The organism is Acidimicrobiia bacterium (genome assembly GCA_041394025.1).
Classification (GTDB): Bacteria; Actinomycetota; Acidimicrobiia; order IMCC26256; family JAOSJL01; genus JAOSJL01.
On the sequence record JAWKJA010000002.1, the window covers coordinates 1,140,226 to 1,167,077 of the forward strand.

The window sequence follows — 26,852 nt, forward strand, 5'->3', positions numbered from 1 at the left end:
GCCTACTCCTTTTCTTCACCCGACGGCTCGAAGCCGAGCTGCTCGGCCGGGATCGGATCGCTGCCGTCGGCAGGCTGCCAGAGGTCCTCGCCGGCGGGGCCCTTGACCCACTCCCCCTCGGCGTACTCACTGACGCCGGCCTCCTCCTCGGCCAGCTGGGTCTCGCTCTTGATGTCGACGCGCCAACCCGTGAGCCGACCCGCCAACCGGACGTTCTGGCCCTCCTTGCCGATCGCCAGCGACAGCTGGAAGTCGGGCACGATGACAGTTGCGTTCCCGGTTGCCTCGTCGACGCGCACCTCGCGGACCTTGGCGGGCTGGAGGGCCTTCATCACGAAGTCCTGCGGGTCGTCGCTGAACGGGACGATGTCGACCTTCTCGCCACGGACCTCGTTCACGACCATCCGAACCCGTGAGCCCCGGGCGCCCACGCACGCCCCGACCGGGTCGACGTTCGGGTCGTTGGACGCCACGGAGATCTTCGTGCGGTGACCCGGCTCGCGGGCGATGGCCTTGATGTCGACGACACCGTCGACGATCTCGGGAACCTCCAGCTCGAACAGCCGCTTGATCAGCCCGGGGTGCGTGCGCGACACGACGATCTGGGGGCCCTTGGCGGTCTTGCGGACCTCCACGATGTAGGCCTTGAGCCTGCTGCCGTGGTCGTAGCGCTCGTTCTGGACCTGTTCGGCCTGCGGGAGCAGGGCCTCGACGCGGCCGAGGTCGAGCAGGGTGTAGCGCTGGTCGGTCTGCTGGATGATCCCGGTGACGATGTCGCCTTCCCGGCCCGAGTACTCCTCGAACTTCATCTCGCGCTCGGCCTCGCGGATGGTCTGGAGGATCACCTGCTTGGCTGTCTGGGCGGCGATCCGTCCGAAGTCGTCGGGCGTGTCGTCCCACTCGCGCACGACGTTGCCGTCCTCGTCGAGCTCCTGTGCGACGACACCGATCTCGCCCGTCTCGACGTCGATCTCGACGAGCGCCTCCTCGGCGGCATCGGGCATCCGCTTGTAGGCGGTGACGAGCGCGTTGGCGAGCCCTTCGAGGAGCACCTCGACGCTGATCCCCCGCTCGCGCTCGATGTTGTGGAGCGCCTCCATCATTTCCGTGTTCACGATCGCGCCGCCTTCTGCTTGTCGCCGCTCTCCCACTCGAAGGTGGTCTGCGCCTTGGCGATGGCGTCGTACGCCAGGTGCCGGGTCGTGCCCTCGGTCTCGAGCGTGCAGCCGTCGTCGTCGGCTCCCGCGAGGGTGCCGTCGAAGCGTCGGGTGCCGTCGAGGGGAGCGAAGGTCTTGACGCTGACCGCGGAGCCGACGGCCGCCCTGAAGTGCCCGGGGGTCCGGAGCGGTCGTTCGAGACCGGGGCTGCTCACCTCGAGCGCGTAGCGGCTCCGCAGGTCGACGTCCTCCGCGAAGGCCGCCTCCAGGGCCCTCGTTGCGTCCGTGAGGGCATCCAGGTCGACGCCCCCCTCACGGTCGACGAGGACCCGCAGCGTGGCGGTTCCGCCCGTACCCGTGATCTCCGTGTCGTAGAGGGACAGCGCCGGGTCGGCGCCGGCCAGGACGTCGGCCACGAGACCGCTGATCCTGTGTGCCTGGTCCGCCATCGCTGCCGTCACCTCCCACCTCTTCCCGGCCACCTCGTCCTGGCAACAAAAAACGTGGGCCCCGGAGCCCACGTCCATGTGGCCGCAACCGGGTCCGCGCCTGCGGCACCGGTCCGATCCGTCGGTCGGACTGAACCCGGGAGTATAGAGCGCGAGGACCCGTCCCCGCCGCTCGTTACCCTTGCACCGTGGCCGGCAACGCAACCGTCGTGGAGGCGTCGGGGCGCCGGGTGCGGCTCTCCAACCCCGACAAGGTCTTCTTCCCCGCCACGGGGGCCACCAAGCTCGACCTCGCCCGCTACTACCTCACCGTCGGCGAAGGGGCGCTGCGTGGGGTGCTCGACCGGCCCACGGTGCTCAAGCGCTACCCCGACGGCGCCGGGACGAAGCCGTTCTTCCAGAAGCGCGTGCCCGCCAACCGCCCCGACTGGCTACGGACGGTGCGGGTGGCGTTCCCGTCGGGGCGCACCGCCGACGAGCTGTGCCCCGCCGACGTGGCCCACATCGTCTGGGCCGTGAACCTGGGCTGCCTCGACCTCAATCCGTGGGCGGTCCGGGCCTCGGACGTTGACCGACCCGACGAGCTCCGCGTCGACCTCGACCCTCAGCCCGGTGTCACCTTCGACACGGTCCGCCGTGTGGCCCTGTGCGTGCACGAGGTGCTCGGCGAGCACGGCATCGTCGGCTATCCCAAGACGTCGGGCTCCCGTGGTGTTCACGTCAACGTACGGATCTCGCCGCGATGGGACTTCCTCGCGGTACGTCGCGCTGCGCTGGCACTCGGCCGCGAGGTCGGTCGTCGCATGCCCGAGGAGGCGACCACGCACTGGTGGAAGGAGGAGCGCGGCGAGCGTGTCTTCTTCGACTACAACCAGAACGCCCGCGACCGCACGGTCGCGTCGGCCTACTCGGTGCGGGACACGCCCGACGGCCGTGTCTCGGCGCCGCTCACCTGGGACGAGGTCGCCGACGTCGAGCCGGAGGAGCTGACGATGGCGACGGTGCCCGGTCGCTACCGGCGCCTCGGCGACCTGACCGCCGGCATTGACGACGCCGCCTACTCCCTGACCGAGCTCCTGGAGCTCGCCGCCCGGGACGAACGTGACGGCCTCGGTGACGAGCCGTGGCCGCCCAACTTCCCGAAGATGCCCGGTGAGCCGACCCGTGTGCAGCCGAGCCGGGCCCGACGGGCACCGGAATCGGGTTAGCCGGGGGGAGAGAAGATCTCGCTCAGCTCCACGGGCGGTGCGACCTCCAACTGGGCGTACGTGCAACTTCCCGGGTCGCGGTCGTCGCGCCAGCGCCGGAAGCGCGCATTGTGCCGGAAGCGGTCGCCCTGGAGGTGCTCATAGGCCACCTCGGCGACACGCTCGGGTCGCACAGGGTTCCACGAGAGGTCCTTGGACGCGTTCCACCGGCTGGGAGCACCGGGCATCCGGGTCCCGGTGCCTTCCCCTGTCGCCCAGTCGCTCCACGGATGGTCGGCGAGGGCGTCGGGTTCGAACGGGCGCAGGTCGTCGAGCAGCGACGCGCGCAGCGTCGCCTTCATCGATGAGGCGACTCCCACGTGATGGAGCGCGCCGTCGTCGTCGAACAGGCCGAGAAGCAACGATCCGACGCCCTTGCCGTCCTTGTGGAGGCGGTAGCCACCGACCACGCAGTCGGCTGTTCGCTCGTGCTTGAGCTTCAGCATGTCGCGCGTACCGGGGAGGTAGGGGCCGTCGAGGCGCTTGGCGACGACACCGTCGAGCCCTGCTCCCTCGAAGCGGGTGAACCAGTCGCCCGCAACGGCTGTCTCCGTGGTGGCGGGAGTGAGGAAGAGCGGTGGGCGCCGTGACGCGAGGACCTCGTGGAGGCGGGCGCGGCGCCGCTCGAACGGCTCGCCCATGAGGTCGGTGTCATCGAGCGCCAGGAGGTCGAACGCCACGTAGGAGGCCGGCATCGCCTGCGACAGAATTTCCACCCGAGAGCCTGCCGGATGGATCCGCAACGACAGCCGGTCGAAGTCGAGGGCGCCATCGACGGCGATCACGAGCTCCCCGTCGAGAACACACCGCGTGGGGAGCTGCTCGCACAGTGGAGCGACCATCTCCGGGAAGTAACGAACGAGCGACCGCCCGTTGCGGCTCTGGAGCTCGAGGCCGTCGCCGTCACGGAACACGAGGCAGCGGAAACCGTCCCACTTGGGCTCGAAGAGCCACCCGTCGCCGTCGGGCATCGACCGTGCCGGCTTGGCGAGCATCGGGTCGACGGGCGGGCGGACGGGCAGCCCCACGGGTCAGCCGGTGCCTTCCAGCACGTCGGCCGCTCCCGACAGGACGCGGTCGAGAGCCAACTCGTCACGTGCCCCACCGGCGCGGACCTTCCTCTCGACGATCCCCCGGTCGAGGCCTTTCGCGCCGAGTGTCAGCTGGACCGGCATCCCCAGGAGGTCGGCATCGGCGAACTTCACACCCGGTCGGGCATCGCGGTCGTCGTAGAGGACCGACAGGCCGGCTCCGGTGAGTGCCTCGTAGAGCCGGTCGGCCGCGTCGACGACCACGGCGGCGGTGTCACCCTTCCCGGCGAGCGACACGAGGTGGACCTCGAAGGGCGCCAGCGCCCGCGGCCAGACCATGCCGTCGTCGTCGTGGTGCTCCTCGACCACGGCCGCCACGATGCGCGAGATGCCGATGCCGTAGCAGCCCATGACCATGGGGTGCGCCGTGCCGTCGTCGTCGAGATACCTGGCGTCGAGAGCCTCGGAGTACTTTGTGCCGAGCTGGAACGTGTGCCCGACCTCGATCCCCCGGTCGACCGACAACGCCTCGCCGCACCGTGGACAGGCGTCGCCGGTGGCCACCGACGCGATCTCGGCCCATGCGTCGACCGTGAAGTCGCGCCCGGGGGCCAGGTGGCGGACGTGGTGGTCGACCTCGTTGGCCCCGCTGATCCACTCCGCTCGCGCCCGGACCGAGGGATCGGCCACGACGAGATCGGTCTCGTCGGCATGCGGGCCCAGGTAGCCGACGGTCAAGCCCGGGTGGGCCTCGAAGTCGCCGTCGGTGAACAGGTGCACGGTGCGCGGCGCCAGTGCCCCGGCCAGGGCGAACTCGTTGAGGTCCCGGTCGCCCGGGACGAGCGCCAGCCCCACCTCTGAACGGCCGTCGTCGTCGGTGACGGTGAAGGCCATCGTCTTGAGGAGTTCGTCCGGGGTGACGCCGAGGTGCGAGGCAACGGCATCGATGCCGGGCATGTCGGGCGTGTGCACCTTCTCGGGGCCCGCAACGCCGGTGGTGTCGGCCGCATCGGCACCATCGGCATTGCGCCGCGCCGCCTCGACGTTGGCGGCGTAGTCGCAGGCGCGGCACCAGACGAAGTCGTCCTCGCCCACGGCGGCGACCGCCATGAACTCGTGGTTCACATCGCCGCCGATCTCCCCCGCCTGCGCCTCGACCGGCCGGAAGGTGAGCCCGCAGCGCTCGAAGACGCGATGGTAGGCGTCGTACATCTGCTGGTAGGTGGTGCGCAGGCCGTCGACGTCGGCATCGAAGCTGTAGGCGTCCTTCATGAGGAACTCGCGGGTTCGCAGCAGACCGAAACGTGGCCGGAGCTCGTCTCGGTACTTCCAGCCGATCTGGTAGAGGTTGACCGGCAGGTCGCGGTAGCTCGAGGCGTCGGCGGCGACGGTCGAGGTGATGACCTCCTCGGCGGTCGGTGCCAGGGCGAACGGGGAGTCCTTGCGGTCCCGGAGCCGGAACATCAGCGGTCCGTAGTCGGCGCTGCGCCCGCTGCGCTCCCAGAGGTCGAGGGGTTGCACGACGGTCAGGAGGAGCTCCTGGGCGCCGGCGGCATCCATCTCCTCACGCACGATCTCCTCGACCGAGCGCAGCACCCGGTGACCCAGCGGCAGCCACGAGTAGAGGCCGGCGGCCACCTTGCGGAGGAACCCCCCGCGCACGAGCAGCCGGTGGCTGTCGACCTCGGCGTCGGCGGGGTCGTCGCGCAGCGTCGGGGCGAAGAGCCGGGACATCCTCATCGACGCCACCCTACCGGCCGGACCCCGGGAACCCTTGTGTTTCGTGGGGTTCATAAATCTGACCCTTCCATCTGGATTTATTTCCGACCCTTGGGTAAGGTTTCCCGCCATGCACACCCCCCGCCTCGCACGGGCCACCCGGCGACTCCTCTCGATACTGACCGACACCCTTGCCGCGGGCGAGACCCGGGTGTGGACCGCCGGCCGCGGCCACACCGCACGCTGAGGCCACGATGGCCATCGACGTCGCCGACCTGAGGGCCCGACAGCTCGATCCCGCGATCGAGCGTGAGATCGACACCTACGAAGGGCACCTCGAGGAGTACCTCCGGGGCGACCTCGACGACGACGTCTTCCGCGTCATCCGGCTCACGAACGGCATCTACGGCCAGCGCCAGGGCGGCCACAACCAGATGGTCCGCATCAAGGTGCCCGCGGGTCGGGTCACGCCGGAGCAACTCGAGATGATCGGCCACCTCGCCACCCGCTACTCGCGCGGATGGGCGCACCTCACGACGCGTCAGAACGCGCAGATGCACTTCGTGCGCCTGGAGGACACCCCCGAGGTGATGCGGCTGCTCGCGTCGGTCGGGCTCACGACCCGGGAGGCCTGCGGCGACACGGTGCGCAACGTGATGGGGTGCCACCTCGCCGGCGCGTGCCCCAACGAGGTGCTCGACATCTCCGCCTGGGCGCAGGCCACCACCGACCACTTCCTGCGCAACCCGCTCTCGCAGCGGCTCCCCCGCAAGTTCAAGATCAACTTCTCGGGCTGCGCCGTCGACTGCGGGCAAGCCATGTTCAACGACGTCGGTGTGGTCGCGGTCAGCCGCCCGCGCGACGACGGCACCACCGAGGCGGGCTTCCGGATATTCGTCGCCGGTGGCCTGGGCGCCAATCCCCATCCTGCACAGGCGCTCGAGGACTTCACGAGCCGCGAGGACCTGATGCCCACGATCGAGGCGGCGCTGCGGGTGCAGGACCACCACGGCAACCGCGACAACAAGCTGCGTGCCCGTATGAAGTGGCTCGTCGACACGATGGGTATGGACGAGCTCCGCGAGCGCATCCGCAAGGAGCGCAGGTTCCTCAAGGCGTCGGCCACGTGGCCGGGGGGTGTCCCCGCGCGGGTGGTCGCCAACGGCGACGAGCCCGCCGGGACGGGAGGCGATCTCGAGAACGTCCCGGGCATGACCCCGGTCACGATCTCGTCCAGCGACCCGTACCGTCGATGGGAGCAGGCCAACGTGGTGCGCGGCCGCGCGAACGGGACGGTGAGCGCGTACGCGTACGCCCGCCTCGGCGACATCACCACGGAGCAGTTCGACCAGCTCGCCGATCTCCAGCGCGACCTGGGTCTCGACATCCGGATCACCAACCGCCAGAACTTCGCGCTGCGCGACCTCGCCGAGGACGACCTCCCCGTACTGCACCAGCGCCTCGTGGACATGGAGATGGCCGAGCCGGGCGCCGAACTGGCGCGCGACGTCGTGTCGTGCCCCGGCGCCGACACGTGCAACCTCGCCGTCACGCAGTCGCGCGGGCTCGCAGACGACATCGGCACCGCCCTCGACGACGCCGGCCTCGCCGACGTCGGTGGCGTGCGGATCAACATCTCGGGCTGCACCAACAGCTGCGGACAGCACCACATCTCCGACATCGGGTTCTTCGGTCTCGAAAAGCGCGCCCACGGGCGGTCAGCCCCCGGCTACCAGATGCTGCTCGGCGGCCATCTGGGCGACACCGAGGTGGAGTTCGGAAAGCGCGCGGCAAAGCTCCCGGCGAAGAGTGCGTCGCAGGCGGTCGTGCGGATCGTCGGGCGCTACAACGAGGAGCGGGAGCCCGGCGAGGCGTTCCCTTCCTGGTTGCAACGTTCGGGAGGTCCGGGCGGGGTCGGAGAGACCCTGAGCGACCTCACGGAGTTCCCCGACCCCGGGGAGAACCCCGACTTCTACACCGACTTCCACGAGACCGGCCCCTACGTCGCCGAAACCGGCGACTCCGAGTGCGCCACGTGACGTCCATTCTCACCCCCGACCTGGCCGACACCTCGGCGAATCTCGAGGGCGGGCCCGCCTCGGCCGCCATTCGCTGGGCCCGTGACACCTACGGCGACGACCTCGTTCTCGCGGCGTCCTTCCAGGACTGCGTCCTCATCGACCTCGCCGTCAACCTCGACCCCACGGTCGAGGTCGTGTTCCTCGACACGCAGTACCACTTCCCCGAGACGCTCGAGTACGTCGAGACGGTCCGTGAGCGCTACGACCTCAACCTGAGGGTGATATCGCCGGACGTGGCGCCCGACGACCTCTGGCGCACCGACACGGAGGCCTGCTGCAGGCTCCGTAAGGTCGAAACCTTGCGGCGCGCCCTCGAAGGTCGTACAGCGTGGATGACCGGGCTGCGCCGCTGCGACTCCCTCGGCCGCGCCGACACACCGGTCGTGGAGTGGGACGCCGCACGCGGGCTCGTGAAGGTGAACCCGATCGCCGCGTGGACCGACGCCGACGTGGCGGCGTACGCCGCCGAGCGTGACCTGCCCGAGCACCCACTGGTCGCCGCCGGCTACCCCTCCATCGGCTGCTGGCCGTGCACCCAGCGGGTCGCCGACGGCGCCGACGCCCGCTCCGGGCGCTGGGCCGGCACCGACAGGACGGAGTGCGGCCTCCATCTCTGAGGCCCACCGACGGTCCCGCGGGACCCTCACGGTAGGTCGCCACCGACCACCACCGAACACCCCTGTCGGTCGGACGACGCAGCCGCAAGATCCCGGACCGGATACGACGCGCGCTACAGATACGCGACGGCCGATGCCGCTTCCCGGGCTGCGACAACCGCCGCTACGTCGACGCCCACCACATCGTCCACTGGGCAAACGGCGGCGACACCAGCCTCGACAACCTCGTTGTCCTCCGACGCCACCACCGAAGCGTCCACGAGGACGGCTTCACCCTCCGACTCGTCGACGGCCACCACATCGAGGTCACCCGACCCGACGGCATCCCACTCGCCCACACCGGTCCCACCGAACCGTCCGACCCCCACCGGCCCATCCACCACAACCGACAGAACAGCATCACACCCGAACCCCGGACCCCGAACCGCCACCGCCCGCGACGGCACCAGAATGGACCTCGACCTCACCGCCGCCGGCTACTTCCCCATCCTCGACCAGGCACGGCGTCGACGACAGCAGCCCTGAATCAGGCGGCCACCCGTACGCACGAGGGATCCGACGCCAGTGGGTTTCCGGTGGTTGCCCACGCACGCGCCCGGCTCCCACCGCAGATCTCCTTCCACTCGCACGATCCACATATCCCCTCGAGGAGGGATGGATCGCGCAGCGACCGGAACAACGGATCGTTGCGGTACCAGTGACTGAGCGGTTGCTCCCGCACACTGCCGACCGGGAGCTGGAGGAAACCCGAAGGACACACCTCGCCTCGATGCGAGACGAACGCGAAGCCGTTTCCGTCGTTCACACCGGGCGCTGGCGGGCGCCCCGTCTCGGCGAGGACCCGACGGAAGGTGGGGGCGGCCACGGTGCGGACCGGGAACGGGAGATCCGCGGTGGCGAGCCACCGAAGGACCTGCTCGTGGCCTTTAGCGTCTAGCACGTCCTCACCACGACCGCGTCCGGTCGGAACCAGGAAGAAGAGGCTCCACAGGTCGACGCGCCCGTCGAGGAGAGGAACGATCGCCTCGAGGTCGTCGACGGTACGGCGACAGACCGTGGTGCCGACCTGGAGTCGGGCGTCGAGCTCTGCGGCGTTCTCCACGGCGCTCAGCGCACGCTCGAAGGATCCCCGCACACCCCTGAAGGCGTCGTGGACACCTGCACTCGCCCCGTCGAGGCTCAGGTGGATCGTCCCGGCTCCTGCCTCCACGGCACGCCCCAGTGCGTCGGCGGTGAGCCGTGGCGTCGTACTGGGCGAGAAGCCGCAGTGCATCCCGGAGGCGGCGACGGCAGCGATCAGCTCGAACACGTCGGGCCGCGCGAGCGGGTCACCTCCGGTGAGAACGAACACCTTCGTGCCCATCTCCGCTGCATCGGCGACGAGAGCCGACCCCTCGTCGGTGCTCAACTCGTCCGGGTCGCGTCGTACCTGGGCCACGGCGCGGCAGTGAACGCAACGCAGCGGACACGATCGGGTGATCTCCCACGCGACCGTGAGCGGCGCGCGGTCGAAATCGGGTCGTACGCCCTCGCCCAGAAAACGACTCGCCACGTTCACGACGCGACCAGATTGCAGCTCGGGTCGAAACCCGACGGTTCACCGGTGAGGAGTTCGCCCCGGGACCGGAAGCCGCCGCCGCACAAGTCGAAATGGTCGCAGGAAACACACTCCTCGGGGATCCACCGCCCCGAGCGCAGGCCGCGGAGATACGGATCGGTGGCGTGGCTCCAGATCTGCGAGAACGGGGTACGACGGACGTTCCCGAAGCTGCGGTGACGCGCGAACTGGTCGGGGTGGACGTCGCCACGTTCGTCGATGCACGCCAGCGCGATTCCGGGGCCGGCCATCGCTCCCCTGTTCCAGCGCAACGCGCGTCGTGCAGCGTCCGCGCGGCCGGGGTCGCGCGTGCGGAGCCATTCGACGAGGAGCGGACCGTCGGACGGGTTGTCGACCGTGAGCACCTCGACGCCGCGATGCTCCGAAGCGAAGGTGAATACTCGTTCCAACGCGGAGCGCCGCTCCCGGGGCGAGACGTCGTCGAGCCGTCCACCGCGCCCGGCGGGAACGAGGTGGTAGACGCAGAGGCGCTCCACGCCTTCACGCTCCACGAGGTCCAGGACAGCTCCGAGCTGGTCGTGGGTCCCCGGTGTCAGCGTGAAGCGCACACCTCGGCGTACACCGGCCTCGCCGAGGCGCCGGAGGCCGGCGACGGCCTCCGCACGGGCACCGTCGCGGCACCGCAGCCCGTCGTGCGTCTCCTCGTCGCCGTCGATGCTGATCCCCACGTAGGAGACACCCGCCTCACGCAGCTGCGCCGCGACGGCGGTGCTGATCAGGGTTCCGTTGCTCGACAGAGTGACCCGCACTCCCCGCCTGTGCGCCTCGCCGGCGAGCTCAACGAGATCGGGACGCGACAGTGGCTCGCCCCCCGAGAGCAGGAGCGCCGGAACGCCGTAGTTCGCGAGGTCTTCGACCAGGGCGAGACCCTCTCCGGTGCCGAGTTCGTCCTCGGCGGGTCGCCGGGTGGCCGAGGCGTAGCAGTGGGAACACGAGAGGTTGCAGCCCCGGGTGCTGTTCCACACGACGACGGGTCGGCGAGCCGTGGATGTCGTGGGCGTCGTCTCACCGACGCGGTCCCAGCCGTATCGGAGCGCGTCCGAATCCGAGCGGGCCGAGCCGATCAGCGACGAGACGTTGAGCATGCGACACCCTGCAGGTGCGCCGGCGACGAGCTCGCCGGACTCCAGAAACTTACCCGCGGTCGCCTCCGTACTCGCACCGCGCCGAATCAGTCGGTGATCTCGCGGATCTTCTCGATGTGCTCCGCTGTGTGATTGACGTCGGTGCCCTGGATCTGGATGAGCTGTTCGCGCTCGGCGACGGCTTCGGCTTCGGCCGACTCGTCGGCGGCGGCCAACCGGGCCTCGACACCCTCCTCCATGATGCGCTCCGCCTCCGCCACCAGCGCATCGACCATCTCGTCCTCGGGGACGACACGCACGACCTGGCCGCGCACGAAGAGGTGCCCGCGGCCGCGGCCGGCCGCTATGCCGAGATCGGCGCCACGCGCCTCACCCGGGCCGTTGACGACACAGCCCATGACCGCGACCTGAAGAGGAATCTCCCGCTCCTCGAGCGCCGCCTGCGCCTCGTTCGCCACGTGGATCACGTCGACCTCGGCGCGCCCACACGACGGGCAGGCAATGAGGTCGAGGCCTGTGCGCTCGCGCAGATCGAGCGACTCGAGAAGCGTTCTGCCCGCCTTGGCCTCCTCCACAGGATCCGCGGTGAGCGAGAACCGGATCGTGTCCCCGATCCCCTCGGCGAGCAGTGTGCCGATCCCGGCCGTCGACTTCACGAGACCCGCCGGGACGGGACCGGCCTCGGTGACACCCAGGTGCAGCGGGCGGTCGGTTCGCTCCGAGAGCAGGCGGTAGGCGTCGATCATCGTGGGGACGCTCGACGACTTGACGGAGATCTTGACGTCCTCGAAGCCGACCTCGTCGAAGTACGCCATCTCGCGTTCGGCCGACGCGACGAGCGCTTCGGGCGTCGGGCCGCCGTGCTCATCGGCGATGTCGGGATCCAGGCTTCCGGCATTCACCCCGATGCGGATCGGAAGACCACGGTCCTTGGCCTCTGCGGCGACGGTCTTGATGTGCTCGGGCTTACGGATGTTGCCCGGATTGAGGCGCAGGGCGTCGACGCCCGCCTCCATCGCGGCCAGTGCCAAGCGATACTGGAAATGGATGTCGGCCACGATCGGAACCGGCGAGCGGGGCACGATCTGGGCGAGACCCTCGGCAGCCTCCTCCTCGTTGCAGGTGCAACGCACGATGTCGGCCCCCGCGCCGGCCAGTGTGTAGATCTGGGCGAGTGTGCCGTCGACGTCGGACGTGCGGGTCGTCGTCATCGACTGGACCGAGACCGGCGCGTCGCCGCCCACGCCGACGGAACCGACCGAGATCCCCCGGGTCTTCCGACGCTCGTAGGCCATCAGAAGGGGTTCTGGAGCGGATTGCTCGCATCGAGGAACAGCGACGAGATGAAGATGAAGCCGAGGAGGACCATCACGGCGCTCGTGATCGGTAGCAGTTTCGCCACGTCGGCCTGCACCCGCCGCCCCTTGATCTTCGAGGCGATCTGCTCGTAGCACGCGATCGCCACATGTCCACCGTCGAACGGCAGGAGCGGAATCAGGTTGAAGATCCCCACGAACACGTTGATCGACACCAGGAGTCCCAGCACGGCCAGCCAGCCGTCGTCGACGGCCTGGTTGGCGAGCCGGCCGAAGCCGAGCGGCGACACGAAACGCTCCTGGCTCTGCTCACCCTCGTCGCCCTCGCCACCACTGAAGACGGTGTCGACGTAGTTGGCGATCCCCGACGGTGAGAAGATCCGACCCAACGCCTCGGTCGACATGCGCGCCGTTCGACCGAAAACGACGAACGTCTCCTTCACGGCGGGCAACGCGGCGACGCGCGTGGTCTCGAAACCCGGAGCGACACCGATCAGCCCGACCTCCTCACCGTTGTCGGTCTTGAGTTCGGGTGTGACGGGGACATGGAGCTCCTCACCGTCGCGCTCGACGGTCAGGACCATCTCCTGCTCGGGGCGGGGGCGCACGTAGTCGCGCAGGTCCTCGAACTCGGTGACCGGAACGTCGTCGATGGCGACGATGACGTCATCGTCCTGGAGCCCTGCGGCTTCTGCGGGAGAGCCGTCACTGACCGCTCCGACCGAGGTGGTGTCGCTGAGCGTTCCGATCGAAACGAGCAGGACGAAGATCAGGATGAGCGCGAGGAGGAAGTGGACGGCCGACCCCGCGACGGCGACCTCGATGCGGTTTCGGAACGGCCGGTTGCGGTAGGCGCGGGGTTCGTCCTCGGGCTCGACGTGATCGAGATTGTTCATGCCGATGATCCGGACGTAGCCACCCAGGAGGATCGCCTTCACGCCGTACTCGGTCTCCCCGCGCTTCACCGACCAGATCCGTGGTCCGAAACCGACGAAGAACTCGGTGACCTTCATGCCGCCGCGCTTGGCCATCACGTAGTGCCCGGCCTCGTGCAGCATGATGATCGTGGGCAACGACAGGATCAGCACGATGGTGCCCACGAGCTGAGGTTGGATGATCGCCCACACCGTGACGAGCAGCGCGACCACGGTCGTGACGAACAGGACTTTGCGCCCGCTGATGGTGGATCTCTCGAGTGGGTCCTTCACGCGGCGCTCCTCCGACGAACGCTCCGAGCGGCCCGCTCGCGCGCGGTCCGGTCGACATGGAGAACGTCCTCAACGGTCTCGACGTTCCCGACACCTTCCTGTAGCGCCTCGTCGACGATCTCGGGGATGCCCATCCACGGGATGGCCCGGTCGAGAAACGCCGCCACGGCGACCTCGTTGGCAGCGCTGAGCGCCGCCGGGGCCCCGCCCCCGGCCCGGCCGGCCGCCTCACAGAGCGCCAGGCAGCGGAAAGCGTCGCGGTCGGGCTCCTCGAACGTGAGATCGCCGACCGTCCGCCAGTCGATGGCGCCGTACGGCCGCGGGTGCCGGTGGGGAGCGTCGAGGGCGAGGCCGATGGGAAGCCGCATGTCGGGCTGTGAGAGCTGGGCGATCGTCGCTCCGTCGCTGAAGGTCACCATGCTGTGGATGACCGACTGCGGATGTACGACGACGTCGATGTGGTCGTAGTCGACACCGAAGATCTCGTGGGCCTCGATCACCTCGAGGCCCTTGTTCATGAGCGTGGATGAGTCGACGGTGATCTTCGCGCCCATGTCCCACGTGGGGTGGGCCAGCGCGTCCTCCACGGACACGCGGGTGAGCTCGGCTCGTGTCCGCCCCCGGAACGGGCCCCCGCTGGCGGTGAGGACCAGAGAGTCGACCTCGTCGGCCGAGCCGGAGCGGAGCACCTGGTAAAGAGCTGAGTGCTCCGAATCGACCGGCACGAGCTCGGCACCGCTGCGCTCCCGAACGGCCGCGACCACGGGGCCGCCCGCGATGAGGCTCTCCTTGTTGGCAAGCGCGAGGCGCGTGCCCGCCCCGAGTGCGGCGAGCGTGGCCGGCAGGCCCGCGAAGCCGACCACGGCGTTGAGGACGACGTCGGCATCGGGGTGTGCCGCCAGCTCGGCCAGCGCGTCGGGGTCGTCGCCGCAGACCCTCGCAGCGTCGGTCGGCACACCGAACGCCCGGGCCTGTTCGGCCAGGAGCTCCCCGTTCGACCCAGTGGCGAGAGCGATCACCTCGTACGCGTCGGGAAGCTCACCGATGAGCGCCAGGGCCTGCGTTCCGACAGAGCCTGTCGAGCCGAGAATCACGACGCGGCGTCGCCGCGCTCCCGTCGGTGACGGGTCGGGAGGCATGACGCCTCAGAGGTCGAGGCCGAGTGCCAGGTAGTACACGACCGGGAGACAGAAGAGAATGGCGTCGAAACGGTCGATGACACCGCCGTGACCCGGCAGGAGGGAGCCGAGGTCCTTCACATCGAGATCGCGCTTGAGCAGGGACTCACAGAGGTCTCCCAGCGGCGCGGCGATCGCGATGGCCACGCCCAGGGCCAGACCCGACCCGGTGTCCCACGGGGAGATCCGCCCTGCGATGATGATTCCGACGAGGATCGACGCCGCCATACCGGCGGCGAGACCCTCGATCGTCTTGTTGGGCGAGATCCGTTCGAGCAGCGGGGTCTTGCCGACGGCCCCGCCGACGAAGAAGGCGGCGACGTCGTAGGCGATGGCGCACAGCGCCAGTCCCCAGATCAGGCCGATGCCGTCGGGATGGGTGAGGATCAGACCGGCGAAACCACCCAGCAGCCCGACGTAGGCGAACCCGAACACCGTGACCGACATGTTGACGGTGGGCTCACCGCGGACGACCTCGGCGAGATACCAGAAGAACGTGAACCCGACCACGAGGGCGATCACCAGCGGGAACGCGGCGTCGCCGCGCTCGTAGGCGACAACCGGCATCGCCGCCGACCCGATGATGCCCAGGATCACAGCAGGCTGGTACCCGTTCCTGCGGAACGCCCCGAACAGCTCGGCGCTGGCGACGGCGACGATGGCGGTGGCGAACCACGCCACGGCACCGCGGCCGATGAGCAGGCAGATGATCGCGACGACGGCGATGACACCGGCTGTTGCCAGGGCTGTGGGCAGATCACGGCCCTCCGTGTCGGACGGCGCCGGTCGGGACCCCTGGGGGCGACGCCGGCCGGGCCGCGCGGTGGGGCGGCGACGCTTCGCGACCTCGTGGGCGAACACGGCGTCCTCGTCGACGCGAGCGTTGTCCCCGATGGGACCGACGGCCGCCGTCTGATCGGTGAGCTCCTCGGCGAAGTCGACCTCGTCCCAGTCGCCGGGCTGTTCGCGAAAACGCGGCGTGCTCCCCGACACGTGCCGCCACGCATCGTCGTCGTCCTCGCCGACGGGACCCCTGTCGGGGAGTACCTGGGGAGACTGACCCGTCGGAGGCTCGGTCCAGTGGGGGAGGTCGACGGGCTCGCTCGGCTCCGGACGGTCCTGGTCGCCCGATGCCGACCACGTGGCTCCCTGCGACTCGAGAGGGCCGGCGCCGGAGGGACGCGGGAAGCTGGCGGACGGCTCGACGTCGCCGGCGCGCAACTCCCGCCCGGTGCCGGGAGCGTCGTGGCCCTCCGCTCCGTGCTCGAGAGCGGCCTGGGCCTCCTCGGCCCCGAGGATCCTCACACCCTCGCTCGGCGCGCGGCGGGGACGCCGGGGCTCCTCGACGGGCTCGTCGTCGAAGCCCTCGTCGAATGGTTGGTCGTCACGTCCGTCGTCCACCACACCTCCCCCCTCTCGTCACGGCGCCGTCACAGATCAGGCTAGACCGGCGATGACCCCCGATGCTCAGACCTCGAGGAGCTCCTGCTCCTTGTGGGCCGCCAGCGTGTCGATCTCGTCGACCACCTCGTGCGTTCTCTTCTCCAGCGTCTTCTCCACACGGTCGAGCTCGTCACGCGAGATCTCGCCGTCCTTCTCGAGCGCCTCCACGTCGTGGCGAGCCTGGCGGCGGGCGTTGCGTACCGACACCCGCGCCTCTTCTGCGCGCTGCTTGACGACCTTGACCATCTCCTTGCGCCGCTCCTCGGTGAGCTGCGGGAAGGCGAGACGGATCACCTTGCCGTCGTTCGACGGGTTGATCCCGAGGTCGCTCCCCTGCACGGCCTTCTCGATGGCCGCAATCGAGCTCTGGTCGTAGGGCGTGATGACGAGCAGCCGGGGCTCGGGCACCGAGCAGCCCGCGAGCTGCTGCAGCGGGACGTCCGACCCGTAGTACTCGACCTTCAGCTTCTCGACCAGGGCCGGTGTGGCACGTCCGGTTCGGATGGCGGCGAACTCCTGTTGAAGGTGCTCGACGGACCTGCGCATCGCTGTGCGCGTCTCGTCGAGCACCAGCGCGACGAGCTCCTCGGATTCGGAAACGCTCATGACGCCTCCTGCGAGCTCACGACGGTGCCGATCGGCTCGCCGAGCAGCGCACGTTCGATGTTGCCGGGTTTCGTGACGTCGAACACGACGATCGGCAGTTCGTTGTCACGGCAGAAGGTGATCGCCGTCGAGTCCATGACCTTGAGGTCACGGGTGAGGACCTCGTGATGACTGATCTCGACGAGCTTCTCGGCCGCCGGGTCGAGGCGCGGGTCGGCGCTGTAGACGCCGTCGACACCGGAGTGCGTTCCCTTGAGGATCGCACCGGCGTGGATCTCGGCCGCCCTCAGGGCTGCCGTCGTGTCGGTCGTGAAGTACGGGTTGCCGGTGCCGGCGGCGAAGATCACGATCCGGCCCTTCTCCAGGTGACGGATGGCGCGCAGCGGGATGTAGGGCTCGGCGACCTTGTCCATGGAGATGGCGGTCTGGACGCGGGTGACCTGCCCCTCGTTCTCGAGGGCGTCCTGGAGCGCCAGGGCGTTGATCACGGTGGCGAGCATTCCCATGTAGTCGGCCCGGGCACGGTCCATGCCCTGCGTGGAGGCGCCGAGCCCACGGAAGATGTTCCCGCCGCCCACCACGACGGCGATCTCGACATCGAGGTGCCCGCGGACGTGGGTGACCTCGGCGGCGATCCGCGACACGATCGACGAGTCGATGCCGTAGCCGGTGTCGGTGTCGGCGAACGCTTCACCCGAGAGCTTGAGAACGACCCGGGGAAACCGGCTGGCGCTCGCGCTCCCTTCGGTCATTCCTCGCCGATCTTCACGCGGACGAACCGCCGGACCGTGGCGTCGCCACCGAGCTCCTCGAGCAGGGAGCCCACCGAGCGCTTCGGCTCTTTCACGAACGCCTGGTCGAGAAGAACCCGCTCCTTGTACCAGCCGTTCATCCGGCCGTCGACGATCTTCGGCAGGGCCTGCTCGGGCTTCCCCTCGTTGCGGCTGAGGTTCTCGAGGACCTCCCGCTCGGCCTCCACGATCTCGGTCGGAACGTCGTCCCGGCGGACGTAGCCGGGCGCCGCTGAGGCGATGTGCAGCGCGATGTCGTGGGCGACGTCGCGCGCCTCGCCACTCGACGGGTCGACTCCCCCGAGTTCGACGAGGACACCGATCGTGCCCCGCTCGTTCTGGATGTGCTTGTAGGAGTCGATGAGGCCGTCATCGCTCGTGAAGCGGGCGACCCGGCCGAGGCCGATGTTCTCGCCGAGGCGACCGGCCGCCTCCTTGACCACCTCGCCCACCGTGGAGTCACGCAGCGGGCGGCCGTCGATGCCGTCGTCGCCGTGCTCGGCCACGGCGTGAACGATCTCATCGAGCATCTCGGCGAACTCGGATCCCTTGGCGACGAAGTCGGTCTCGCACGTGAGCTCGGCCAGCGCACCGACGCCGCCGTCAACCATGACGTCGACCGCCCCGTCGTCTGCCGCGCGCCCGGCGCGCTTGCCCGCCTGCGTCAGGCCGTGCTCGCGGAGCCAGGTCCTGGCACCGTCGACGTCGCCGTCGTTCTCCTCGAGCGCCTTCTTGGCGTCCATCATCCCGGCGCCCGTGTCCTTGCGGAGCGCCGCCACTTCCTTGGCAGAGATCCCCATGTCTATCCGTTCTCCGTCTCGTCGGCGGCCGGGGTCTCCGACGGCGCGTCGTTCGTCGACGCTTCCTTGGCGGCCAGCAGCCGATCCTCACGGGCCTTTTGCGCCGTGGCCGCCTCGTTGCGGGCCTTGGCCTGCTGCTCGTCGCGCTTCTTCTGCTCCTCGGCCGAGAGCTTCGGTGGCGCCGGAACCGGGGCCTTCGGCGTGTCGGCCTCCTCCGTGGCCTCCTCCACCGCGCCCGTGGCCTGCGCCAGCTGGCGGCCCTCCACGGCGGCATCGGCGATCACCCGGGTGAGCAACTGCGCGGCGCGGATCGCGTCGTCGTTGCCGGGGATGACGTAGTCGACGATGTCGGGGTCGCAGTTGGTGTCGACGACTGCCACGATCGGGATCCCGAGACGCTGGGCCTCGGTGACGGCGATGTGCTCCTTTTGCGTGTCGATGATGAACACCGCGTCGGGGAGCTTCTGGAGGTTCTCGATACCGCCGAGGTTGCGCTTGAGCTTCGTGAGCTCACGCGTGATGCGCAGTGCCTCCTTCTTCGGCATCTGCTCGGTCTCGCCCGATACGACCTGCTGCTCCAACTCGCGGAGCTTGGACACGCGGGAGTGCACGGTGGAGAAGTTGGTGAGCATGCCGCCCAGCCACCGGAAGTTCACGTACGGCATGTTCGAGCGTCGGGCTTCGCTCTCGATCGCCTCCTGGGCCTGCTTCTTCGTACCCACGAACAGGATCGTCCCGCCGCCCTCCACCGAGGAGCGCACGAAGCGGTATGCGGCGTCGATCGACTCGAGGGTCTCCTGAAGGTTCAGGATGTAGATCCCGTTGCGCTCCCCGAAGATGTAGCGACGCATCTTCGGGTTCCAGCGTCGGGTCTGGTGCCCGAAATGCACGCCGGCCTCGAGCAACTGCTTCATCGTGACGACGGCCACGTCTGGTTCCTTCCCTTGGTTGAGCGTCCGCCCGCCGCACCCGTGTGGGTGACCAAAGGTGGCAGGCGTGTGGAGTACGGGCCTGTCGGCCCGCCGGCGCAGAAGTGTAGTCAGAGGGCGAGGCCCTCCACCCGTCCGGGCTCCGTGAGCCGCAGACCGAGCAGCAGGTGCCCGCCACCGGCAACGGTACCGGACACGAAGGCGCTGTCGTCACTGATTTCCAGGACTTCGCCGGTTCCGGTGAGCACGACCGCCCGGCCCTCGACCGTCGTGACGGTCACCGAGTCGGCGGCGACCGTCGGCGCACCCCGGAGGACGGGCACGCCGAGGTCGACACCCCATTGCGGAGAGCCGTCCGTCGCTGCGAGCGCGTGCACGACACCGAGGCGGTCGGCGATCACGACGCTCCCGCCGTCGACCGCCGGTGCGACGTGGGCGCCGAATCCTGCATCCACGCCCGTCGACCACCGCTGCGCGCCGTCGGAGAGATCGAGGGCGACCACGTTGCCGGCGCCGTCGCCCACGTAGGCGGATCGGCCGTCGGTGGCGGTCCCCGACGCGGCGGGCCCCACGTCCCGCGTCCAGAGGACGTGCCCGTCGTCGACGTCGAGGGCGGCGATCACAGCCCGGTCGTCGGCGTGCCACACGGCCACCACGCTTCGGGGGCCGGCATCGACAGGCGTCGCCTTCACCGCGCCGGCCTGCACTACCTCCCAGAGGAGTTCCCCGTCGGTGGCGGAGTGCGCCGCCAGCGTCCCGTCGTCGGAGCCGATCAGCACGACCGAGTGACCGACGGTGGCCACGGGACCGGGACCGTCGACCGGCGTGTCCCACACCCGCGCGCCGTCGGAGCGGTCGAGCACGACGACGCGGTCGTCGGCGCGCACGACGACGTGGGTCGACGACACAGCGGGAGCGTCGGGACCGAGACGGCGGATCTCGTGTGCCCAGACCGGCGATCCGGTGGCGGGGTCGAGTGCCGTCACCACGGAGTTGGCCGACACGGCGACGGCCAACGAGTCGTCACCGCCGAGCGCTCCCACCCATCCCGGGACCTCGAGACGCCACCCGGACCCGGTCGGCCCCTGCTCGGCCGCTGCGGGCTGCGACGCGCCCCCACCCGGCGCCACGGCCGCGCGCCACGCGGCACGGGTCCCGAGCACCGTGGCGGCGACGGCGGCCGCCACCACCGTGTTCCTCAGCCACGGACGGATCTTCATGGTGCACCTCCACCTGCGAGCGATCCCACGCCGCGCTCCACCCCGCTGATCACCCGCGGTTCCAGTTCGCCGCGCAGGTGTGAGAGCACCGACCGGCACGCCGGCGGCCGACCCTCGAGCGCCAGTCGGACCTCACGAAGCGCCCCGGGGTCGGACACGATGGCCGTGTGGTCGTGGAATCCCGGCGGGTTGACCACGACCTCGGTTGCTCCCGGTGCCGAGACACGGTCGGCGGGCACGATGACGTCGTCGACGGCACCGATGGTCGTGATGTCGATGCCCTCGGGCAGCGTGGCGTCGTCGAGGCGCTTCATCAGCTCGGACCCCTCGGCGATCTGCTCGAGGACGGGTGCGTCGAGGGGCGGGAACGGCAGGGCGTCGCCGACGGCTCCCGACGCCAGCGGGCCGAGGGGCCCGGCGTCGATGCTCCGTGCGGCCGAGGCCAGCGGCGCTCCTTCGAGCGGCGACGACAACGTGACGACGTGTCCGAGCGGTGGATAGCGATCGTCGTCGGGGTCGTAGACAAGGGCGAGGAACGTGCGGACCACCACACCCCCCAGGGAGTGCGCCAGGAGGTCGACGGGGTCATCGGGCCGCTCGGCCGCTCTCTCGATGAGCTGCTCCCCGAGCCGCCGGGCGGCGTCGAGTGGATCAACCCACGTGTCTTCGACGACGTAGGAGTCGGTCCCGGAGTAGGAGAAGTAGCCGACCTCGTCGTTCTCGTAGCCGAGGAGGTCGACGGGGATCCCGACGGAGCGCCCGCCCTCTTCGAGGCTGCTGTCGAGACCGGCGACGACCACCACGTCGTTGCCGGATCCACCGGTGCCGTCGGCCGGCGGCGCGTCGGACGTGCACTCACCCGTGCCGAATTCCCACAGACCGCGCGCCGTCCCCACCGCCAGGTCGCGACCCAGGTCCATCCCGGGCGGAAGCGGTGCCTCGACGGCGGCCGAGGCCCCGGCGAGGACCAGGTCGTCGACCTGCCCGGTGGCCCGCCATGCCAGGTCGACGCCCGCAGCACCGAGATCGCCTGCGAGCGAGATGTAGGACGGGCCGTCGAGGCGGTCCTCGATCAGCCACACGGGCAGTGCGTCGGGGTTGACCGACGGGAGCTCGGGTGGATCGGGAAGCTCCGGAGGGTCGGGAAGGCGCGGCGGGCCCGGGAGCACGGGTGGGTCGGGGAGCTCCGGGGGCTCGGGTCGGTGTGACCCGGTCGCCGTGCCCGTGGGGATCAGCCGGACGACATCGGCGGGGTCGGGGCGCGCGAAGAGCTGCATCGGGTCGAGGTAGTCGTCGCCCGAGCGGAGCCCCAGGTGGAGGACGGGCACACCGGCGTGGCCGTCGCCACCCGAGACTCCGAGGACATCGCCCGCGCCGACCGTGTCGCCCCGCTGCACGTCGATCCGGGCGAGGAACGAGTACGAGGTCCGCAGGCCCCCGTCGTGTCGGATGGTGACATGGCGCGCTGCGGCCACGTGCCCGGCGAATTCCACGCGTCCCGCGCCGGCGGCGAGAACGGGCGTCCCGACTGCAGCGGCGAGGTCGGCACCCCGGTGTCCGGGACCGTACGGCGACGGAGGGGCGGCGAACGCCCGCAGGAGCTCGCCGGGCACGGGCCGCGTCCACCGGGGCTCCGGAGTGGCGCCGGCCGCCGGTCCGGTGGGTAGGACGACGAGGAGAAGCGCACAGGACGCAGCGAGCGCGACGAGGCGTCGCAGAGATCTCGCAAGGCAGGACATCGCACCCCCGGCGGTCGGAACGACACGTCACGGGGGAAGCGACGGGGAGTGCGCGCCGCACAGTAGCGGCCGCGCGCACGCGCCGAAAGGGGGAATCTAGGAAACGGGGTTGTGGTCGGGCTCCGAGAGACGCGCGCGCATCTGGAGGATGGCCTTGGTGTGGATCTGGCACACCCGGCTCTCGGTGACGCTGAGCACCTCGCCGATCTCGGCGAGGGTGAGACCCTCGTAGTAGTAGAGAGTGAGGACGAGGCGCTCACGGTCGGGCATCCGCTGGATGGCATCGGCGAGAACGTGCTTCATCTCGTCGATCTCGAAGGCCTGGACGGGGTCGTGCGCCGGGTCCTTCACCGAGATCGTGTCGCCGACCGTGCTGCCGGTCTCGCTGTCCTGACCCGACACGAGCTCCTCGAGAGCGACGAGGCCCACGAACGACACCTGGGACAGGACATTGGCGAGCTCGTCGGTCGTCATCTCGAGCTCGGCGGCCACCTCCGCCTCATCAGGCGTTCGGTGCAGCTCGTTCTCGAGTTTGGAGTAGGCACGCTCGATCGCCCGCGACTTGGCACGCACCGAGCGCGGCACCCAGTCGAACGACCGCAGCTCGTCGATGATCGCACCCTTGATCCGCGAGATGGCGTACGTCTCGAACTTGAAGCCCCGCTCGGGCTCGAACTTGTCGATGGCGTCGATCAGACCGAAGACCCCGTAGCTGACGAGGTCGGACTGGTCGACACTCTGCGGGAGCCCGGCAGCGACGCGGCCCGCCACGAACTTCACGATCGGCGAGTAGTGGAGGATGAGCCGCTCACGCGCCGACTCGTCGCGCGTGCCCTTGTAGGACTCCCAGAGCGCGCCGACGACCTGGTCGGTGTCGGTACCGGCGGGGTCAGGCACGGGGATGCGTCTCCTCGTAGACCGACCGGAGGCGTTCGCGGGTGAGGTGCGTGTAGACCTGGGTGGTGGCGAGGTCGGCGTGGCCGAGGAGCTCCTGGACGGCGCGCAGGTCGGCGCCGCCTTCGAGCAGATGCGTGGCGTAGGCGTGCCGGAACGTGTGGGGCGGTAGCGACCGGCCGTCGGGGAGCGGGTGCCGGTCGAGGATCCGGCGGGCGTCGCGGGGCCCGAGGCGCCGTCCGCGGGTGTTGAGGAGCAGGGCGTCGGCGGGGGTGTCGTCGGTGACCAGCAGGTCGCGCGCACGGCGGAGGTAGTCGTGGAGGGCGTCAAGGGCCGGCTCACCGAGCGGCAGGCGCCGGGACTTCCCACCCTTCCCCGTGACGTCGACGAACGCCCTGTCGGTGTGCACATCGGCGGGAGCGAGGTCGCAGCATTCACTGATGCGCATGCCCGTGCCGTAGAGCAGCTCGAGCACGACGAGGTCGCGTCGGGCGAGGGCCGCCGCCCGGCCGGCGGGATCGGCCTCCGCCATGTTTGAGACCCGGTCGTGGGCGTCGTCGAGCAGCGACACCGCCTCCTCGGCGCGTGGGACTCTCGGGAGCCGGGCGGGCCCCCGGGGCGCCCGGAGGTGACGCCCGGCGTCGGTGCTGATCGCACCCCGACGGCGGAGGAAGCGCAGGAACGCGCGCAGCGAGGCGGCCTTGCGCGACACCGTACGGGGCGCGTAGCCGCGGGTCTGCAGGCCGGCGAGGTAGCGGCGCACGACCCGGTGGTCGCACTCGGAGGGGTCGGGGCATCCGCCGCGTTCGGCCCAGTCGACGAACTGACGGACATCCAGCTCATAGGCGGCACGGGTGTTGGGGCGGGCGGCCGTGAGCGACGTGACGAAGCCCTCGACATCCCAGGTCATGCGTTCACGCTACCCCGGTTGGCTGTCACACCCCTCCACTACCCTTGTTCCGTACCGTCGAGCGGCCGCGGCACGGCCCTCCTGCAGGTTCACCCATGGCTCGCGCCTGGATCAGGAGGTCCGCAGTGCTCGCATCGGTCAGAAGCGCCACCCTCGTCGGAGTCGACGGGCAGGTCGTCACCGTCGAGGTCCATGTCTCCCGAGGCCTTCCCGGCTACCAGGTGGTCGGCCTCCCCGACACCGCCGTACGCGAGTCCCGCGAGCGCGTGCGAGCCGCGCTTCTCAGCTCCGAGCTGTCGTGGCCGTTGCAGCGGATCACCGTGAACCTCGCCCCCGGCGACGTGCCAAAGTCGGGCTCCGGCTTCGAGGTGGCGGTGGCGCTCGGGCTGCTCCTCGCCGAGGCGAAGCTCCCGGCCGGCTCGCTCGACGGCGTGGGGGTCGTCGGCGAACTGGGCCTCGACGGCACCATCCGGGCCGTCCCCGGGGTCCTCGCGCTCGTCGATGCACTCGCCCGTTCCGGTGTCGACAGCGTCGTGGTCCCGCTCGACTGCGCGGCAGAGGCCGCCCTGGTGCCGGGGGTGGCCGTGCGCCCCGCCCGGTCGATCCTCCAACTGCGGGCCTGCCTGAAGGGCGAGGAGGCCTGGCCCACCGTGCCGGAGCCCCTCGCGGGTGACCGTCCCGACCACGCACCCGACGGCGACGCCCTCGACCTGGCCGACGTCCGCGGCCTCCGCGAGGCACGCTCGGCGCTGTCGGCCGCCGCCGCCGGGAACCACCACCTGTTCATGGTGGGACCGCCCGGTGTCGGCAAGACGATGCTCGCGCAGCGGATCCGCGGCATCCTGCCGCCCCTCGACCGGTCGGCCGCGCTCGAGGTCACCCGGATCCGCTCGGCGGCGGGCCTCCACACCCAGGGCGTGCTGAGCACGGCGGCACCGTTCCGCGCACCCCACCACACCGCGTCCACGGCCGCGATCGTCGGCGGTGGTGCCCGCCGTGCCCGGCCCGGTGAGGTGACGCTGGCGCACCGGGGGGTCCTGTTCTGTGACGAGCTCGGTGAGTTCGCCCCGGTCACTCTCGACGCCCTGCGACAACCCCTCGAGGAGGGCACGATCCGGATCGCGCGCCAGAGCGGAACCGTCACGTTCCCGGCGCGCTTCCTCCTCGTGGCGTGTTCCAACCCCTGCCCGTGCGGGCGTGACGCCCGGCACTGCCACTGCTCGGGGAGCGCGCGCCTCCGCTACGAGCGGCGCCTGTCGGCACCGCTGCTCGACCGCTTCGACCTCCGGCTCCGGGTGGAGCCACCCGACGGGGCGGTCCACGGGGCCGACAATGCGGGCGATTCGACGGCGGTCACGGCGCAACGTGTTGCGGCTGCCGTCGCGCTCCAGGAGCGTCGGTACGGCGACGTGCCGTGGGCCCGCAACGGCGATGTACCGGCCGGCGCTCTCGACGAGACCGTGCCCCTCAGCGGAGAGGTGCTGACCACCTGGCGGTCGCTGTGCGAGAGGCGGCGCCTCAACGGACGCGGCGCGGCGGCCATTCGCCGGGTCGCCCGCACCCTGGCCGACCTCGACGGTGAGCGCACCGTGGGCCCGGCCCACATGCTGCGCGCGGCCGACATGCGGGAGCCGTGGGCATGAGCGTGCCGGACCGACGCGCGGCGCTCCGACTCGTGTGCCTGCCCGACATGACCCCGGCGCGCCTGTGGGCGCTGCTCTGGACGTTCGGCGCGCACGACGCCGCCCTCGGGGCGGTCACCGAGGGTCGGGCACGTGAGGCCCACGGCGCCCGAGGAACCCGCACGGCGATCTCCCCGTGGTTGGCGCGGAGATGGTCTACTGCGTGCACCTCGGGCGAGCTCGACCAGCTCCTCGACGGCCGTTCCCCCCACGTGTGGCTGTCCGGCGACGATGGGTTCCCGATCGACGTTCCCCCCTCCGTGTCGCCGACACCTCCCGCCGTGCTCCTCGGTGAGGGCTCGCGTCCCGACGTCCTGCGCCGGAAGCGGGTGGCCGTGGTGGGGACGCGCTCGGCTTCCGTGCACGGGTGCGCCGACGCCCGCGCCATCGGGGAGACGCTGGCCGAGGCCGGGGTCACCGTCGTCAGCGGGCTCGCCCTCGGTGTCGACGGTGCCGCCCACGAGGGCGCGATCGCGGCGGGTGGGGCGGCCGTGGGGGTGGTGGCAACGGGTCTCGACGTCGCCTACCCGCGCCGTCACCGCTACCTCCACCGCAGGGTCCGGGAGGCGGGCGTCCTGGTGAGCGAGGTCGGCTACGGCGTCGGGCCGACTCGCGAGCGCTTCCCGGTCCGCAACAGGATCATCGCCGGGCTGGCCGATGTCGTCGTCGTGGTCGAGGCGACCGCGCGTGGTGGCGCCCGGATCACCGCCGACCACGCCCTCTCATACGGGCGCTCCGTTCTGGCCGTTCCCGGCTCGCGACGCAACCCCGCCGCAGAGGGGTGCAACGAGCTCCTGGCCGACGGCGCCCAGCCACTCCTGAGACCGGGCGACATCCTCGAGGCACTCGGCCTGTGCGAGGGGGCGACCCGGCTCCGGTGGGCGACGGCCCCACCCCCGCGATCGGTCGCCGCGAAGCAACTTCTCGGGGCGCTGGGGGGTGAGCCGGCGACGAACGACGATCTCCGGTCGCGCCTCGACTGGTCGCCCAACGCGCTCGCCGTGGCGCTGGCCGAGGTGGAGGTGGCCGGCCACGTTCGTCGGGCGCACGGCCGCTGGTGGCCGGTGTAGTCGCGATGGCTACGGTGACGCCATGGGCTTCAACCCGTTCGGGAAGAACAGGACCAGCGGCG

Annotated in this window: 24 protein-coding genes; 5 read left to right on the forward strand and 19 right to left on the reverse strand. The window is 70.4% G+C overall.

Translation table 11 applies throughout. The features are described from left to right. Positions 1-2 precede the first annotated feature (2 nt). Positions 3-1,115 (reverse strand): transcription termination factor NusA, encoded by a 1,113-nt coding sequence (gene nusA, locus R3A49_05260; GenBank protein ID MEZ5170141.1) that lies wholly within the window; start codon positions 1,113-1,115, stop codon positions 3-5. Then, positions 1,112-1,618: a ribosome maturation factor RimP gene (rimP, locus tag R3A49_05265; GenBank protein ID MEZ5170142.1), complete on the reverse strand. Its 507-nt coding sequence runs from the start codon at positions 1,616-1,618 to the stop codon at positions 1,112-1,114. The genes nusA and rimP overlap by 4 nt, the downstream gene beginning before the upstream one ends. Positions 1,619-1,794: 176 nt before the next feature. Here rimP and ligD point away from each other — a divergent pair, with 176 nt between their 5' ends. Beyond that, on the forward strand, positions 1,795-2,814 hold the full coding sequence (gene ligD / locus R3A49_05270) for a non-homologous end-joining DNA ligase (GenBank protein MEZ5170143.1): 1,020 nt from the start codon (positions 1,795-1,797) through the stop codon (positions 2,812-2,814). Here ligD and R3A49_05275 read toward each other — a convergent pair. Further along, the gene (locus R3A49_05275) at positions 2,811-3,881 is read right to left on the reverse strand and encodes an ATP-dependent DNA ligase (protein MEZ5170144.1); all 1,071 of its coding nucleotides are present in this window, start codon (positions 3,879-3,881) and stop codon (positions 2,811-2,813) included. The two genes, ligD and R3A49_05275, sit on opposite strands and share 4 nt — an antisense overlap. A gap of 3 nt (positions 3,882-3,884) precedes the next feature. Continuing rightward, complete coding sequence (locus tag R3A49_05280) at positions 3,885-5,624, reverse strand: proline--tRNA ligase (GenBank protein ID MEZ5170145.1); 1,740 nt, start codon at positions 5,622-5,624, stop codon at positions 3,885-3,887. 233 nt (positions 5,625-5,857) lie between these two features. Between R3A49_05280 and R3A49_05285 the strand changes: the two genes are divergently transcribed. Together R3A49_05285 and R3A49_05290 are read left to right on the forward strand one after the other, a co-directional pair. Beyond that, a complete protein-coding gene (locus R3A49_05285; protein MEZ5170146.1) occupies positions 5,858-7,642 on the forward strand; it encodes a nitrite/sulfite reductase in 1,785 nt (594 codons plus the stop codon). After that, positions 7,639-8,301, forward strand: coding sequence for a phosphoadenylyl-sulfate reductase (locus R3A49_05290; GenBank protein ID MEZ5170147.1), 663 nt, complete (start codon positions 7,639-7,641; stop codon positions 8,299-8,301). The genes R3A49_05285 and R3A49_05290 overlap by 4 nt, the downstream gene beginning before the upstream one ends. 113 nt (positions 8,302-8,414) lie before the next feature. On the opposite strand, the gene R3A49_05295 is transcribed toward R3A49_05290, so the two are convergent. From R3A49_05295 to R3A49_05365, 15 genes are all read right to left on the reverse strand, one after another. After that, positions 8,415-8,639, reverse strand: a complete 225-nt coding sequence (locus R3A49_05295; GenBank protein MEZ5170148.1) for a hypothetical protein — start codon at positions 8,637-8,639, stop codon at positions 8,415-8,417. Between the two features lie 188 nt (positions 8,640-8,827). Continuing rightward, positions 8,828-9,853, reverse strand: a complete 1,026-nt coding sequence (locus R3A49_05300) for a radical SAM protein (GenBank protein MEZ5170149.1) — start codon at positions 9,851-9,853, stop codon at positions 8,828-8,830. Between the two features lie 2 nt (positions 9,854-9,855). Further along, positions 9,856-11,004, reverse strand: a complete 1,149-nt coding sequence (locus tag R3A49_05305) for a radical SAM protein (protein MEZ5170150.1) — start codon at positions 11,002-11,004, stop codon at positions 9,856-9,858. 86 nt (positions 11,005-11,090) lie between these two features. Beyond that, entirely contained in the window at positions 11,091-12,299 is a 1,209-nt protein-coding gene (gene ispG / locus R3A49_05310; GenBank protein ID MEZ5170151.1) for a flavodoxin-dependent (E)-4-hydroxy-3-methylbut-2-enyl-diphosphate synthase, read from the reverse strand. Further along, positions 12,299-13,528 carry a M50 family metallopeptidase gene (locus R3A49_05315; protein MEZ5170152.1) on the reverse strand — a complete coding sequence of 410 codons (1,230 nt, stop codon included), beginning with the start codon at positions 13,526-13,528 and terminating at the stop codon, positions 12,299-12,301. The genes ispG and R3A49_05315 overlap by 1 nt, the downstream gene beginning before the upstream one ends. After that, positions 13,525-14,667, reverse strand: a complete 1,143-nt coding sequence (gene dxr, locus R3A49_05320) for a 1-deoxy-D-xylulose-5-phosphate reductoisomerase (protein ID MEZ5170153.1) — start codon at positions 14,665-14,667, stop codon at positions 13,525-13,527. Before dxr ends, R3A49_05315 begins: the two co-directional genes overlap by 4 nt. A gap of 6 nt (positions 14,668-14,673) precedes the next feature. Beyond that, the gene (locus R3A49_05325) at positions 14,674-16,107 is read right to left on the reverse strand and encodes a phosphatidate cytidylyltransferase (protein MEZ5170154.1); all 1,434 of its coding nucleotides are present in this window, start codon (positions 16,105-16,107) and stop codon (positions 14,674-14,676) included. A 66-nt stretch (positions 16,108-16,173) separates the two neighbouring features. Beyond that, positions 16,174-16,755, reverse strand: coding sequence for a ribosome recycling factor (frr, locus tag R3A49_05330; GenBank protein ID MEZ5170155.1), 582 nt, complete (start codon positions 16,753-16,755; stop codon positions 16,174-16,176). Next, a complete protein-coding gene (pyrH, locus tag R3A49_05335; protein MEZ5170156.1) occupies positions 16,752-17,507 on the reverse strand; it encodes a UMP kinase in 756 nt (251 codons plus the stop codon). The genes frr and pyrH overlap by 4 nt, the downstream gene beginning before the upstream one ends. After that, complete coding sequence (gene tsf / locus R3A49_05340) at positions 17,504-18,346, reverse strand: translation elongation factor Ts (protein ID MEZ5170157.1); 843 nt, start codon at positions 18,344-18,346, stop codon at positions 17,504-17,506. The genes pyrH and tsf overlap by 4 nt, the downstream gene beginning before the upstream one ends. A 2-nt stretch (positions 18,347-18,348) precedes the next feature. Then, on the reverse strand, positions 18,349-19,275 hold the full coding sequence (rpsB, locus tag R3A49_05345; GenBank protein ID MEZ5170158.1) for a 30S ribosomal protein S2: 927 nt from the start codon (positions 19,273-19,275) through the stop codon (positions 18,349-18,351). Positions 19,276-19,385: 110 nt separating this feature from the next. Further along, positions 19,386-20,495 carry a PQQ-binding-like beta-propeller repeat protein gene (locus R3A49_05350; protein ID MEZ5170159.1) on the reverse strand — a complete coding sequence of 370 codons (1,110 nt, stop codon included), beginning with the start codon at positions 20,493-20,495 and terminating at the stop codon, positions 19,386-19,388. Continuing rightward, a complete protein-coding gene (locus R3A49_05355; protein MEZ5170160.1) occupies positions 20,492-22,108 on the reverse strand; it encodes a peptidoglycan DD-metalloendopeptidase family protein in 1,617 nt (538 codons plus the stop codon). The genes R3A49_05350 and R3A49_05355 overlap by 4 nt, the downstream gene beginning before the upstream one ends. Positions 22,109-22,330: 222 nt before the next feature. Next, entirely contained in the window at positions 22,331-23,131 is an 801-nt protein-coding gene (whiG, locus tag R3A49_05360) for an RNA polymerase sigma factor WhiG (GenBank protein MEZ5170161.1), read from the reverse strand. Next, positions 23,124-24,038, reverse strand: a complete 915-nt coding sequence (locus tag R3A49_05365; GenBank protein MEZ5170162.1) for a tyrosine-type recombinase/integrase — start codon at positions 24,036-24,038, stop codon at positions 23,124-23,126. Before R3A49_05365 ends, whiG begins: the two co-directional genes overlap by 8 nt. A gap of 125 nt (positions 24,039-24,163) precedes the next feature. Between R3A49_05365 and R3A49_05370 the strand changes: the two genes are divergently transcribed. Both R3A49_05370 and dprA read left to right on the forward strand, forming a co-directional pair. Further along, the gene (locus R3A49_05370; GenBank protein MEZ5170163.1) at positions 24,164-25,681 is read left to right on the forward strand and encodes a YifB family Mg chelatase-like AAA ATPase; all 1,518 of its coding nucleotides are present in this window, start codon (positions 24,164-24,166) and stop codon (positions 25,679-25,681) included. Continuing rightward, positions 25,678-26,790 carry a DNA-processing protein DprA gene (dprA, locus tag R3A49_05375; GenBank protein MEZ5170164.1) on the forward strand — a complete coding sequence of 371 codons (1,113 nt, stop codon included), beginning with the start codon at positions 25,678-25,680 and terminating at the stop codon, positions 26,788-26,790. The genes R3A49_05370 and dprA overlap by 4 nt, the downstream gene beginning before the upstream one ends. The last annotated feature ends 62 nt before the right edge of the window (positions 26,791-26,852 follow it).

What these genes read in the sequence shown, in the direction of transcription:
- R3A49_05280 (MEZ5170145.1), bottom strand. Translation starts at nt 5,624, where the DNA reads ATGAGGATGTCCCGGCTCTTCGCCCCGACGCTGCGCGACGACCCCGCC.
- R3A49_05285 (MEZ5170146.1), top strand. Translation starts at nt 5,858, where the DNA reads ATGGCCATCGACGTCGCCGACCTGAGGGCCCGACAGCTCGATCCCGCG.
- R3A49_05305 (MEZ5170150.1), bottom strand. Translation starts at nt 11,004, where the DNA reads ATGCTCAACGTCTCGTCGCTGATCGGCTCGGCCCGCTCGGATTCGGAC.
- ispG (MEZ5170151.1), bottom strand. Translation starts at nt 12,299, where the DNA reads ATGGCCTACGAGCGTCGGAAGACCCGGGGGATCTCGGTCGGTTCCGTC.
- dxr (MEZ5170153.1), bottom strand. Translation starts at nt 14,667, where the DNA reads ATGCCTCCCGACCCGTCACCGACGGGAGCGCGGCGACGCCGCGTCGTG.
- frr (MEZ5170155.1), bottom strand. Translation starts at nt 16,755, where the DNA reads ATGAGCGTTTCCGAATCCGAGGAGCTCGTCGCGCTGGTGCTCGACGAG.
- pyrH (MEZ5170156.1), bottom strand. Translation starts at nt 17,507, where the DNA reads ATGACCGAAGGGAGCGCGAGCGCCAGCCGGTTTCCCCGGGTCGTTCTC.
- tsf (MEZ5170157.1), bottom strand. Translation starts at nt 18,346, where the DNA reads ATGGGGATCTCTGCCAAGGAAGTGGCGGCGCTCCGCAAGGACACGGGC.
- R3A49_05350 (MEZ5170159.1), bottom strand. Translation starts at nt 20,495, where the DNA reads ATGAAGATCCGTCCGTGGCTGAGGAACACGGTGGTGGCGGCCGCCGTC.
- R3A49_05365 (MEZ5170162.1), bottom strand. Translation starts at nt 24,038, where the DNA reads ATGACCTGGGATGTCGAGGGCTTCGTCACGTCGCTCACGGCCGCCCGC.
- dprA (MEZ5170164.1), top strand. Translation starts at nt 25,678, where the DNA reads ATGAGCGTGCCGGACCGACGCGCGGCGCTCCGACTCGTGTGCCTGCCC.